At 26.5% G+C, this 13,551-nt stretch carries 12 protein-coding genes; 5 read left to right on the top strand and 7 right to left on the bottom strand.

Going from position 1 to position 13,551, the window contains the following annotated elements; genetic code table 11:
* Positions 1-77: 77 nt before the first annotated feature.
* From H5J23_RS11220 to H5J23_RS11205, 4 genes are all read right to left on the bottom strand, one after another.
* Positions 78-302 (bottom strand): YMGG-like glycine zipper-containing protein, encoded by a 225-nt coding sequence (locus tag H5J23_RS11220; protein WP_023050367.1) that lies wholly within the window; start codon positions 300-302, stop codon positions 78-80.
* Between the two features lie 78 nt (positions 303-380).
* Positions 381-620: a TIGR03905 family TSCPD domain-containing protein gene (locus H5J23_RS11215; RefSeq protein ID WP_023050368.1), complete on the bottom strand. Its 240-nt coding sequence runs from the start codon at positions 618-620 to the stop codon at positions 381-383.
* 45 nt (positions 621-665) lie between these two features.
* On the bottom strand, positions 666-1,082 hold the full coding sequence (locus H5J23_RS11210) for an Rrf2 family transcriptional regulator (protein WP_040406913.1): 417 nt from the start codon (positions 1,080-1,082) through the stop codon (positions 666-668).
* A gap of 94 nt (positions 1,083-1,176) precedes the next feature.
* Positions 1,177-1,383, bottom strand: a complete 207-nt coding sequence (locus H5J23_RS11205) for a hypothetical protein (RefSeq protein WP_185892281.1) — start codon at positions 1,381-1,383, stop codon at positions 1,177-1,179.
* A gap of 177 nt (positions 1,384-1,560) precedes the next feature.
* Between H5J23_RS11205 and H5J23_RS11200 the strand changes: the two genes are divergently transcribed.
* From H5J23_RS11200 to H5J23_RS11180, 5 genes are all read left to right on the top strand, one after another.
* Positions 1,561-2,253: a hypothetical protein gene (locus H5J23_RS11200; protein ID WP_023050371.1), complete on the top strand. Its 693-nt coding sequence runs from the start codon at positions 1,561-1,563 to the stop codon at positions 2,251-2,253.
* 53 nt (positions 2,254-2,306) lie between these two features.
* The gene (locus H5J23_RS11195) at positions 2,307-4,139 is read left to right on the top strand and encodes a sigma factor-like helix-turn-helix DNA-binding protein (RefSeq protein WP_023050372.1); all 1,833 of its coding nucleotides are present in this window, start codon (positions 2,307-2,309) and stop codon (positions 4,137-4,139) included.
* A 110-nt stretch (positions 4,140-4,249) separates the two neighbouring features.
* Positions 4,250-7,111 (top strand): UvrD-helicase domain-containing protein, encoded by a 2,862-nt coding sequence (locus H5J23_RS11190; protein ID WP_185892279.1) that lies wholly within the window; start codon positions 4,250-4,252, stop codon positions 7,109-7,111.
* Positions 7,108-9,039: a [FeFe] hydrogenase, group A gene (locus H5J23_RS11185; RefSeq protein ID WP_023050374.1), complete on the top strand. Its 1,932-nt coding sequence runs from the start codon at positions 7,108-7,110 to the stop codon at positions 9,037-9,039. Before H5J23_RS11190 ends, H5J23_RS11185 begins: the two co-directional genes overlap by 4 nt.
* A 76-nt stretch (positions 9,040-9,115) precedes the next feature.
* Positions 9,116-10,579: a DUF4403 family protein gene (locus H5J23_RS11180; protein ID WP_023050375.1), complete on the top strand. Its 1,464-nt coding sequence runs from the start codon at positions 9,116-9,118 to the stop codon at positions 10,577-10,579.
* 38 nt (positions 10,580-10,617) lie between these two features.
* Here the strand turns inward: H5J23_RS11180 and H5J23_RS11175 are convergent, their stop codons facing one another.
* The 3 genes from H5J23_RS11175 to hutI all read right to left on the bottom strand — a co-directional run bounded on the left by H5J23_RS11175 (position 10,618) and on the right by hutI (position 13,536).
* Positions 10,618-11,565, bottom strand: a complete 948-nt coding sequence (locus H5J23_RS11175) for a Gfo/Idh/MocA family protein (RefSeq protein WP_185892278.1) — start codon at positions 11,563-11,565, stop codon at positions 10,618-10,620.
* A gap of 75 nt (positions 11,566-11,640) precedes the next feature.
* On the bottom strand, positions 11,641-12,279 hold the full coding sequence (locus tag H5J23_RS11170; RefSeq protein ID WP_023050377.1) for a cyclodeaminase/cyclohydrolase family protein: 639 nt from the start codon (positions 12,277-12,279) through the stop codon (positions 11,641-11,643).
* Positions 12,280-13,536 carry an imidazolonepropionase gene (gene hutI, locus H5J23_RS11165; RefSeq protein ID WP_023050378.1) on the bottom strand — a complete coding sequence of 419 codons (1,257 nt, stop codon included), beginning with the start codon at positions 13,534-13,536 and terminating at the stop codon, positions 12,280-12,282.
* Positions 13,537-13,551 lie beyond the last annotated feature (15 nt).

The raw sequence follows: 13,551 nt of genomic DNA, 5'->3' as shown, positions 1-13,551 counted from the left end.
AAACTAATAAAAGCTATCATCAAACTTTTTATAAGTTGACAATAGCTTTTTACTTTTTTAATAAATTTTGTCTAGCCCTAATTTCCTAGAACATTACCTTTTTTATTATAATTATCCACTGCTGCTCCACCTAAAGCTCCAACTCCAGCTCCTATTAAAGCACCTTTAGAATCTCCTGAAATTGCTGTTCCAACCAACGCTCCAGCTCCAGCTCCTACTAATGCACTTTTCTCTCTAGATGTCATATTCGAGCAACCTACTAACATTAAACCTAAAATTAAACCTACAAATAATTTTTTCATTTTAAGGACCTCCTATAAAATTAAATCAATATAATAATTTATTTTATTATACTACTCAACTTTATAATTTCCTTGCTTTTAAACTAATTCTCTCAATAATTTAGCTAACTGATCTGGGCAAGATGTCCCTCTCTCTGAACAATCAATACCTTCTAATTTTTTTATTACATTTTCTATTGTCATTCCTTCAACTAATTTTTCAATAGCAACTGTATTACCGTCACATCCTCCGAAAAATTCAATTTTTTCAACAATGTTTCCATTTAATTTTATACCAATCTCTTTTGCACAAACACCTTTTGTTTTTAAAATTTTCATTTCCCAAAATCTCCCTTTTAAATTCTTGTTAAATATATCAGATTATTATGAGTCATATCCTGAGCAGTTTTCAAGTTTATCCATTGTTATCTTTTCTAACTCCTCTTTTATTTTTAAATTAACTCCCTCTAATTTACATCTTAATCCACATAAAGCCATTTTAGAAGTTGTACAACTTGTTTTGTCTTCAAAACATCCATTTACTTTGATTCCACCTTCTAAAACTTCTACTATATCGTATACACTTATATCTTCTGGCTTCTTTGCTGCTACATAACCACCTTTTGCACCACGAAATGATTCTACTAAATCAGATGAAGTTAATTTTCCAAGAATTTTAAGTGTAAATCTTATAGAAACACCTGAAATTTCAGAAATCTCCTTTGCATCCATTTTTCTATTTGCTTCACACAATAAAAGTACGATTCTTATACCGTAATCAACTTCTCTACTTATTAACATTGTTCCTCCAGTTTTTTTAATTTCAATACTAATATTGTAGACCATTTTTTACTATAAATCAATACATATTTTATATAAATTAATTGAAAATGCCTTATTTAAATAGGATGAAAAATAATATCACTATAAAATCTACTATAAAAATTTTGGTAAGAAGACTTTTTCTATACATTGGATTACTAAATAATCTAATATAGTCATTAATTCCTAAGTAACCTCTATATTTTTCATTCATAAAAAAATATGTAAATGCATCAAAAGTTAGTACTATTAAGTTATATATTATCAACCTTTGAACCATAATTTCCTCCTTGAACTTCTTTGATATAATAATATATTACTTTATGTATTATATAATGTCAAATATTTGAAGAATACTATATTTTAAATTGAATTTTTGATTAAAATGAATTATAATGATATCAGTTAGTATAATATCTATATATAAATAAAGTATTAATCTATAAGGGGGAGAGCTATGAGTTTTTTATTTAAACTTTTTAACAATAAGAACATCAAGGAACTCGAAAAAATCAATCTAACTTTAAGTGAAAAGTTACAAAATCTTCAAAAAGAGTTGGAGGAAAAAGAGGTTCTTATTAGTAATTACTCTTCTTTGCAATCTAAGCCAAATACTGACTATTCAAAGCAATGGCAACTTATGGAAAAAAATCTTAGAAATCTACAAGAAGAAAATAGAATGTTAAAGGAGAATTTCATTAAATTAAATAGAATTATTCCAAAACAGCAATGGCAATACTCTTTTTTAGTTGATCTTCATTATTTTTATTCAGCTAATAAGTTTGTAAGTATCAGAGAAAAGCTTTTAGAATCTGGTGTTAAATACTTACAAGAAATAAACGAGGAGATGTTTTCAACTCTTTTAAAAGAGGATCGTTATGTACAAGAGGGACTTCAAAAATTTTTAGATTATAAAAAGGGAATTATTGATTGGGATGTGAAAACTTTCTTAATGAAAGGTGATAAAGTAACTAAAATTTATCAAAAATCTAGAAAATTTTTAAACATTTTATCTGAGCAAAATATTGAATTTATGGTTGATTTAGAATCTTTTGATTTTCAATCACTTAACGAATTTGGATTTTCTCAAGAAGATATAGATGCTTTTAAACAAAAATATGAATCATATAATGCCGAAAGAAAAATATAATAGCTTTTACCTAGTTTATATATTAGGCGTAGAGTTTTGGGGAGGAAATTTTGATGAGTACATACAAATTATGGTGCAACTACCTTAGAATTGATAGATTTATTTACCCTGATGAAAAAAAATTAAAATTTTTAAATTTTTGTCAGGAAAATAATGTAATTTACCTATCTGAAATAGATGAGGAGTTACTAACTCAATACTCCAAAGTACCTGGTGTTGGTCCTGGAAGAATTGCAGATATAAAAAATGATCTGTCTGAAATTGTAGAAAGATTTTCAAAACAAAAAACTTTTAAAAAAATTGTTGATTGTCGTTTAGACAAAATAATTTTTAATATAAAGCATATTGAAGGAATAACAGTTGGAGAATTTTTAAACTATAACCAAAAGGATATCGATTCTTTACAATTAACTAGTAATGAACTTGAAAGAATATATGAGATATGTACTACTACACTTCCTCTGGAAGAAACTTTAAAAAAAATCAAAACCACTCTTTCTCAAGATGATATTCAACTTTTAGTTGATAGACTTGAAAATAATAAAACTTTAGAAGAGATTGGTACCCTAAGAAATATTAGTCGTGAAAGAACAAGACAAATTGAAATAAAATTAAAACAGATTATTGCAAATATATTTAAAAATACAAATCTAAATATTGCATTAAAAATTGAAGCTGATTTTAAAGATGAAATATCTTTAGATGAAATGTATGAGCTATTTGGTAAAAATTATCGTTTTTTAGTTAGCTTCCTGAAAAGAAATGAAATTTTCTCAAGACCTTTTTATATAGATTTCTTGGATTTATTTCTTTTCGATAGAAGAGAACGTTTCTTTAAAATTTTCTACTCATTAGAATTTACTAACATTCTGACTACAGAAAATGTTAAAACAATTAGAAGTAGTTTTAAAAGTTTTAAATGGATTACTCAAGAAGAGATTGAAAAAATAATAACAAAACTAGGTTATGAAAAACATGGAAAATATTATGTTCAAAATAGTGGATATAAAGATATTCTAGAACTTTACTTTGTTAAATTAGTTTCACATCCATTAAGAGTAGATGAAAATACAATAAAATTAATTATTGAGGATATTAACTCTAGATTAGATTATAATCTTTATTCTGAAGAGATTAAGAATATGAATGATAACACTGCAATTTACTTGGCTCGTAGATTAGAAGGTCTACTTTCAAGAATAGATGGTATTATAATGACAGATTCTAGAACTTATATTCATATAAATAAAATAAAATATAATGTTGAAGAGTTTTTAAATTTAAAAAACACTATTCTTTCTTTTAATGAAAATTATATTGATAGTATTGCTGTTTATAAAAATTTAGAAAGTATACTAAATAGTATTGGTATTTACTCTGATCATGTTTTTTATTCGCTATTTAAGTACCACTTTGCTCAAGAGTTAAATTTAAGTACAAATGGTAATAGTAGAGTTTTAACAATTGGAGAACAAGGGTTCAATAGAGTTGATGAACTTGAAAAGTTTATTGAAACAGAAGGAAAAATACTTGAAAAAAGTTATATTCAAGAAAAACTTAATTATTCAAACGTTTCTTTAAATAACGCTATTGATAATTCAAATAAAATTATAAGTTTTGATAGATCTTTCATCGGGTTAATAAATTTTGTTCAAATGTCAAAAAATGAAATTGAACTTTTCAAAGAACTTGTTATTTCTAATGATAATGACGGAAATATATCTATTCCAGAATTAATAAGTAAAATAAATCTTAATAAAAGTTTTAAAGCTTTCATTAAGAAAAATAACATAAATAAATACTTTATCGCTTCTTTAGTTAGATATTATTTTCCTGAATATAAGGGTGGATGTAACTTACTTAGTAAAAAAAGTATTACAAAATGATTAGAGTCTGGTTAAATCTAGACTCTTTTTTCTTTTTATACTTTAAACTTCTTGAAAATTTAACTAAAATGATATAATATTTAGTTAAGTCGTATTTTTGGAGTATACCTATGAAATTTTTAATTACTGATTATTTTTTTAAAAGTATTCCCATTGAAAAAAATAAAAAAGTTCTTGATAAACTTTATTTTTTTTATAATACAATTAAAAATTATAAAATTTTGTCTTATAATCTTCCTAAAGGTTTTTGGATAAAAAAAATTGCAGGAGCTAACTCTCTTTATGAATTTAGAGTTGATAGTGGTGACCGTATTTTTTTTCTTCTTAATAGCTTTTCAAGAGATGATATTGAAGGAAATCTTATTTTCTTAATCTACTCTTCTCATGATATGGCTATAAAAAAAGCAAAACGAAAAGAGATTGATGAAAGCTCTTTAAAAGAATTCATAATCTTTGATCAAGAAGATAATATAGAATCCATTGATGAAAATTTCTTTAATTACAACAACTTAATTACATATGAAATTATTGATGATTCTCATTTTATAGAAAATTTTTATAACAAAAAATATAAATATTATTATTTAAATGATGAACAATATTCATGTCTTGTAGATTTACCTCCTCACTTTATTGCCGGAAGTGCTGGAAGTGGTAAAAGTACAATAACATTAAGAAAACTTTTAAATTTAGAAGAGAATTACGAATTTTATGATATCTCAAAAATTCTTTATTTAACAGCTAATAGATACTTAAAAGACAACTCTTTTGAGCAATATTTAGAATTCAGAAAAGAAGGCAAAAAAATTGCTAATTTTTTTACTTTAAAAGAGTTTATATGTCAAAAACTACAAGTTTCACCAAAACAAATTGTTGAATTTAATAAATTTAAAGAATTTTTTCTTCTTTCTTATCCTAATAGAAGAAAATTTAATCTTTCTATTGAAGAGATTTATTCAGAAATAAATGGAATTATTAAAGGCCTTATGATTAAAGGAAATGCTGATAATTGGAATAGAGATTTAAATCAACGTACAATAACCTTAGAAGACTACTTAAATTTAAGCTCTAAATATTCAACACTAGATAAAGAAAATCGAATGTTTTTTTATGAAGTATGTTTAAAGTTTAACCAATGGTTAGATGATAATAATCTCTTTGATTTGAATGATCTTTCTCTAACTCTTTTAAAAAAAGATATTCAGTTTGATTTTATTATAATTGATGAAGTTCAGGATTTAACTGAGTTACAGATTTTTGCTTTAACTTCTCTTGTTAAAAATAAAGAAAATTTGTTTTTGGCTGGAGATATTCATCAAATGATAAATGCTACTTTTTTTAATTTTGAAAGAATGAAAAATCTTTTTTACTCTAAATATAATAAAAAAGTTAATATAAAAATTCTTTCTAAAAATTATCGAAGTTGCAAAAAAATTGTAGATTTAGCAAATTATTTTGCTGAACTTAGAAGTTCATATATTGGAAATTTAGGGAGTGATGATTACAAAGAGATCGCTATCCAAAAAGATGGTGAAGTTAATTTAACCGGAATAAATCTCCCTCTATTAGAAAAGGCACAAAATGATGCTAATACAGCTATTGTTGTTTCTGACACTAAAACAAAAGCTGAACTTCTTGAACAATTAAATAATAAACACAGAGTTTTTTCTATTCAAGAGATTAAAGGATTAGAATATAGCAATATTATTTGTTATAATTTATCATCTACTTATAAATCTCAATGGGAAAAGATTTTTTCTAAAGCTACCAAACATGATCAAAAATATAGAAAATATTTTAATATTTTTTATGTTGGAATAACTAGAGCGCAAGAAAATCTAATTATTATGGAATCTAATATTGAAAATAATAAAGTTTTAAAAGAACTCCATAATTTTTTAACACCTAATAATAATATTAATATAACAAAGAATAATAATGATACTCTAAACGAAAAAGAGGATTGGTTAAAAGAGGGAATTAAACTTTATAAATTAGAACAATTAGAAGAAGCTCAATATGCTTTTGAAAAAGCCGGTGAACCTACATGGATTTTAGAAAGAGATCTTGAGAATGATATATCACAGCTCAATTTTAGAAATGCAATTACAAAACTTTCTAATAAATCCTTAAAAAGTAAAGAAGTTTCTTATAGAAAACTAATAATTGATACTGCTATTGAAAATAATCTTTTTTTCACTGCTGCTGAATGTAATCGTAGTTTTGGAATAGCTTATAAAGATAAAGAGATTAAAGAAGGAATCAAAAGAGGTGTTTTAGAAAATAAATACACTCAAAAAGAACTTCAAAAAATTATCCAACTTTATAAAGAAAAAAAAGACTCTAACTTTGTTGGAGATTTACTTTTAAAAATGAAAAGATTTAATGAAGCCTTAGTTTTTTATCAAAATTTAAATAATATTCCTGGTGTTAGATTAGCTCGTTGCGGAATTTTAGAAGATTATTTTAAAAATCTTCCTAATTTTCAAGATAAAGTTGCGGAATTAGATGAAATTATTTTAAATAAAAATATAAATAGTTTTGATAAAAAAGATAAACTAAGTGCTTTGCAAAGAGCCTTATTAGTTAAAAATGACCCCATACTTTTTGAAATGATAATGTATCTAGGTGGAAATCTAAATACTTTTGTCAAAGGTAAAGAGCTCGTACCTTTTTATTGCTTATATACTATGAAACTATCTAAAGAGCTTCAATCAAAATTTTTAGATATTTTTATTAGATTCAACTTTAACTTTAATAATAAACTATTTTTTCCAATGTATTTAAAGAATATACCTATTTTTAAACTTTTAATACATAAAAAAGTTTTTGATTTAAATATATATCAAGATATGCTTGATGAAATGCTTAATAATTTAGCAGATATTTCTAATAATAACCTAGAAAAAAGGAAATTAATTTTATATAAGAATATAATAAAAAACTACAAAAATAAAAAGGAGAATTTATGAACAAGAAGCAAAACTTACTTAGAACAACTTTAGGTTCTGTCTTTATGGAAAGTGACCTTATGGGAGGACTTGTAGGAGAAAACAGACTAATCACAATCTCTGGAAAAATTAACAATCCAGGAATCTACGAAATCCCTGAAAATGCCACTTTAAAAGATATCCTAGATATTGCTGGTGGAATGAAAAATGGAAAAGATTTTAAAGCAGCTCAATTTGGATTACCTTTTGGAGGATTCGCTACTAAAGAAGCATTGAATGAAATTGTTGATTTTGATCACTTTTTTGATTCAAAACATCCAAAAGCACTAATCGTTTTATCTAACGAAAGTTGTATTGTTCAATTTGCTAAATACTATATCGAGTTTATTTTAGGAAAACTTTCTAAAGGAGAGTATAGAGAATATCTTATTGCAAAATTTGAAATAGAAAGATCTTGGAGAGTTTTAGATAGAATCTCTAAAGGTAAAGGAAATATGAGAGACCTTTATCTTTTAAGACAACTTTCTAAAAATATAAAAGAAACTACTCAACAAAAACATAATTTGATAGAAGAAGCTATTGATGCCTTTTATCATGAATTTGAAGAACATATTGAAGAACATAGATGTTACACTGGTGAATGTCCTCAATTAGTTAAATTTAGAATTACAAGCAAGTGTATCGGATGTACTGCTTGTGCTAGAGTTTGTCCAGTTCATTGTATTGAAGGTAAAATAAAAGAGAGACATCGTATTGATATAGAAAGATGTACTCACTGTGGTCAATGTGTTGCTGCTTGCCCAGTAAATGCAATTAATGAAGGAGATAACAGTTTAAAATTCCTTAGAGATTTATCTACACCAGGTAAAGTTGTTATAACTCAAATGGCACCTGCTGTTAGAGTTGCTTTAGGTGAAGCTTTTGGATTTGAAGCTGGAGTTAATATTGAGAAAAAAATAAATGGTGCTCTTAGAATGCTTGGAGTAGACTTTGTTTTCGATACTACTTGGGCAGCTGACCTTACTATAATGGAAGAAGCTACAGAGTTCCAACAAAGATTAGAAGCATTCTTTAAAGGTGATGACAATGTTAGATTACCTATACTTACTTCATGTTGTCCAGCTTGGGTTAAATTTATCGAGCAAAGCTATCCTGATATGCTTGATGTACCTTCAACAGTTAAGTCTCCTATGCAAATTTTCTCTACAATAGCTAAAGATATTTGGGCTAAAGAAAAAGGTTACAAAAGAGATGAAATTACAACTGTTGCTATCATGCCGTGTTTAGCTAAAAAATATGAAGCTTCTAGAGATGAATTTTCTAGAGGAGATAACTATGATACTGATTATGTTATCACTACAAGAGAATTAATAAAAATATTAAAAGAAACTGAGATTGATCTAAATGCAGTTGAAGAGGAAGAATTTGATAATCCATTAGGAGAATACTCTGGAGCTGGTATTATTTTTGGTAGAACAGGTGGAGTTATCGAAGCTGCAACTAGATCCACTATTGAAATGATTACTGGTGAAAGAATTGATAATATTGAATTTGAAGCTTTAAGAGGTTGGGATGGATTCAGAAGTTGTGATTTAACAATTGGTCATATTGAACTAAGAATCGGTATTGCTCATGGTCTTGAAGAAGCTAAAAAAATGCTAGATAAAATTAGAAGTGGTGAAGAATTCTATCACGCTATTGAAATCATGGCATGTAAAGGAGGTTGCATCGGTGGTGGTGGACAACCTAAAGCTATAAAAAAACAAGAAACTCTTGAAAAGAGAGCACAAGGTCTAAATAATATTGATGTAGCTTCTGAATACAGAAGATCTCATGAAAATCCACAAGTGCTTGCTATTTATGAGAAGTACTTAGATTATCCTTTAAGTAGAAAGGCTCATGAGCTTTTACACACTAAATATTTCCCAAAAATAAAAACGCATAGATAATGTGATTACAAAATATAGAAGTCCATTGTGACTTCTATATTTTTATATCTTTTAACCTATTTAACAGGAGGTTTATATGAAGTATAATAAAATTTTTACCAACAAATATTGTTTATCACTTTTTGCTCTACCATTTATTTTAGGAACATATGCCTATTCAGAAGATAATTCTACATCTAAGGTTGATGTAGATATTATGATGAAGAAATCTATTGTTGAAAATATTATTAATAATCAATTACCTTATACAATTGAAGATTCAGGTTCTGGAAATCAAATTTTTAATGGTGGTAAAAATAATCTATTAGGATTTGGACTTGATATCCTTGGAAGTGTGGATAAAAAATTCTCACAGTTTTCAGAATCTTTTGTTTGGGCTTACAAAATAAATCGTTCTCCTATTAGTTTTTCAGCACAAGAACAACAAATTCAAGCTGTGACTAATATCAATGGAAACTTTAAAGCAAGTTGGAGTAGAGAAAGTCAAAGTACTGAAATTGCACTGAATGGTACTGCTGGAATTTCAAGTATCGTTAGTATATCTCCTAATTGGCAAATAAGTGCTAATAGTACACCATTTTTAAATATCTCTAACAATAATTTACCATTAACTTTAAATATTTATGGTCTTAATTTAAAAACTGATATAAATATTGGAGATAGTTTGGAGAAAAGTATTGTTTCAAAATTAAGAACTGCTACAAACGAACTTGATAATAAAATACAAGCCTTTGACTTAAGATCTCTTGTTGAAAAATATTGGTTAGAATTTAAAGAGCCTATATTAGTTAATCCTGAATATAAACTTTGGCTAACAGTAAACCCACAATCAGCAAGATATTCTAACTTAGTTACTACTGATAATAACTTAGGAATTAAAGTTGGTAGTGATGTTAATCTTCATCTATACTTTGGAGAGAAACCTGCTGCTTTAAATCTTACAACTCTTCCTAGTATGAACTATGGATTTGTAAATGATTCATTTAATATTATATTACCTGTTTCAGCATCATATAAAAGCTTAAATGAAGTTATAAATACAAATTTAACTAATAAAGATATTCAATTGACATCAGGTATATCTTCAAATATAAAAAATATAAATATATCTTCAGAAAACTCAACTTTGTATGTTACATCTGACTTTAATTTATCTATCTTTGGCTTTTTACACCCAAGTGGAATTATAAAAGCTAATGTAAAACCTAATTTTAATAATGAAATTGGAACTTTAAGTGGTGACGATTTTGATTATACATTAGAAACTGATAGCGTTATACTAAAAATAGGAAATTATTTCTTTAAAAATAAAATAATAAATTTAATTAAAAATAATTACCTATCTTTTAATCCCACAAATGAAATGAAATTAGCTCAAAACTACTTACAAACAAAAGTTGAAAATATTGAACTAGAAAAGAATGTAAATTTAAAATCTACTATAAATACTTTTAAAATCGTGGGTCTAAACATAAATAATGATTCTATTTCAGCTATTTTCAATACTAGTGGTAAAGCAACTATTGAAATATCTGAGTAATTTTATGATTATTATAAAAATAGAGGAGATATTCTCCTCTATTTTTGCGTTAATATTCTTATTACCTCTTTTGATATTTCTTTAGTATTTATATCTGATTCAACTTTACCTTTTTTTATCAAACTTATAAATTCTTCTAATTCATAAATCATACTATTATCTTCTTGAGGAACGCTAATATTTTCAATTTCACCATTTCTATAACAAATTTTTACCTCTTTTATATTAGAAATACTATCTATTATAATTGAACCCTTTTCTCCTTGAATTTCACTTCCAATATAACTGTTTGTTATTTTTGAATAAACTATTACTCCTGCCATATTTTTATACTCTAACAGTGCACTTCCAATCCCAGGAACTCCGCTATCTAAAGTGTAATTTATTATTTTACTATTTAATGGAATTCCAAAAAGTCTCAATATAAAATACAATGGATAAACACCAATATCTAAATGCGCCCCTCCTCCATATTTAGGGTCAAAAATATTTGTTAATTCTCCATCTTTTAAACTATCATATCTCGATGAATATTGACAAAAATTTCCTATAAAACCTCTTACATCACCTATTTTATAGATATTTTTTTCTATTGACTTAAAATTAGGTAAGAATGTATTTTTCATAGCTTCCATTAAACTTACTTTATTTTCATAAGCTACTCTATACATCTCTTCAATTTCATTTTCATTAATTCCCATAGGTTTTTCGCACAGCACATGTTTTTTATTTTTTAATAACTCTAAAGTCTGCTTATAATGCAACGAGTTAGGACTTGCTATATAAACCATATCTAAATCTTGTCTTTTACATAGTTCTTCAAACTCTATAATTATATCCACTACTCCATATTTTTTACCAAACATTAATCCTTTTTCAAAATTTCTTGAATAAATTGCTTTAAGCTCGCATCCCATAACTTTTTGAATAGCATTTGCAAATTCATCTGAAATTTTACTAGTACCTATTATCGCTATTTTTATCATTAGTATCTCCTTTATAAAACTTAATTTTCAAAAAAAAGATGACATAATTTCTATGTCATCTCTTACTGTTTAAAGTTATAGGCTATTGTTAACTACATTTAAAATTTCATCTTTTAACTCTTTTGATGTAACTAATATTTCATCTAACTGATTAATAGTTTCCATTTTAAATCGTTCATCATCTAAACCTGCTAAATTAACTTTGACATTTAAAATACCACCTTCTATTCCTGAGTAAAGTAGTATTGCTGACACACCTAAATCTGTAATTGCATTTTTATTACCATATTTTAATATAATTTTTAATGCTTTCAAAGTTTTTTTTGAAATTTTACAAATTTCTAAAGGTGTTTCAATTGCTAATTTTAAATTTTTTTCAATAGTTATTTTTCTAATTTCTTTTTCAGCATCATTTTCTTTAGGAAGTTTGTAAGCTGCCATAACTAAATTATACGCCTCTGTATCTTTATCTACTAGTTCTTCTAAAACTTTTCTATAATCATCAATCTCTTCAAAAGAATTTTTAAAAATAATTTGTTCTCCTTCGGGTAACTCTTTATATTTTTTTTTATCAAAAGTTAAATGAGCAACCATTCTTCCTAAAGTACACCCTAATGCTGATACCAAAGCTGATACTGAACCTCCCCCTGGGGCTGGACTTTTAGAGTCAACTATGTTTAAAAAATCTTTAACAGATAAGTCTACTAGCTTCATTTATCCTCCTACTTTTTTATAAACTAAACATCCATTTTTGAAAACTTTTTTTGTATGACTTACACCAAAATGATATAAAATATACTCTATATTTTTAGCATCAAATACTACAAAATCCGCTTTTTTTCCCTCTTCAATTGAACCTATTCTTTTTTCTCGACCAATAGATTTTGCTGCGTTTATAGTTACTGCTTTAAAAATCTCTTTAGGTTTCATCTTCAATTTTAAAGCTGCAATTTGCATTATTAATTGTAAATTTTCCGTTGGACATGATCCAGGATTATAGTCTGTTGATAATGCTACTTGGACACCTGATTCTATCATTTTTCTTGCAGGTGCATATGCTTTTCCCAAGCTAAAAGATGTTCCAGGTAAAAGATTTGCAATTGTTTTACTATTTTTAAGAGCTTCTATGCCTTCATCACTTATTGCCATTAAATGATCTGCCGAGTTCATTTCAAACTCTACTGCTAACTCTGCTCCTTTAGTGTTTACTATCTCATCTGCATGAATTCTTAATTTAAATCCATATTTTTTAGCCTCTGAATACAATCTTCTGCTTTCCTCATTTGAAAAAACACCCTCTTCACAAAAGACATCAAAAAACTCAGCTAAATTACGCTCTTTTATAATTGGAAGTAAATCTACAATCTTCTCAAGGTACTCTTCTCTTTTATTTTTATATTCTTCTGGTAAAGCATGAGCTCCCATAAATGTTGAAACTACTTCAATTTCTTGTTCATGGTTTAATCTTTCGTTAACTTTAAGCTGCTTTAATTCTGTTTCATTATCTAATCCATATCCACTTTTAGATTCTACCGTTGTTACTCCAAATGATAACATTTTTCTTAAGGATTTTTTTGCTTTATCAAGAAGCTCTTCTTCACTTAACTCTCTAGTTGCTCTTACACTACTTAATATTCCTCCGCCTTTTTCTAAAATTTCTAAATACGGCACACCTTGAATTTTATCTAAAAATTCATTTTCTCTAGAACCTCCATGCACTAGGTGAGTATGAGAATCTATTAATCCAGGAGTTACTACACATCCTTCTGCATCTACTAATTTTGTTGTAAACTTTATCAACTTTGACGGTACTTCTCCCTGTCCAACTTCCATTATTTCATTTCCTGAAATTACTATATATCCATTTTCTAAAATTTCAATATTTTCCATTGGACTTTCTCCATCTTTTAACGGTATCTCTTTACCTGTTACTAATTGCCCTATGTTGTAAATTATTAAATCTGCGTTCATAAACTCACCTCATAA

Origin of the sequence: Cetobacterium sp. 2G large (genome assembly GCF_014250655.1) — a bacterium.
Classification (GTDB): Bacteria; Fusobacteriota; Fusobacteriia; order Fusobacteriales; family Fusobacteriaceae; genus Cetobacterium_A; species Cetobacterium_A somerae.
The sequence above is the reverse complement of the archived record's forward strand: the minus strand, read 5'-3'. Positions and strand labels throughout refer to the sequence as shown.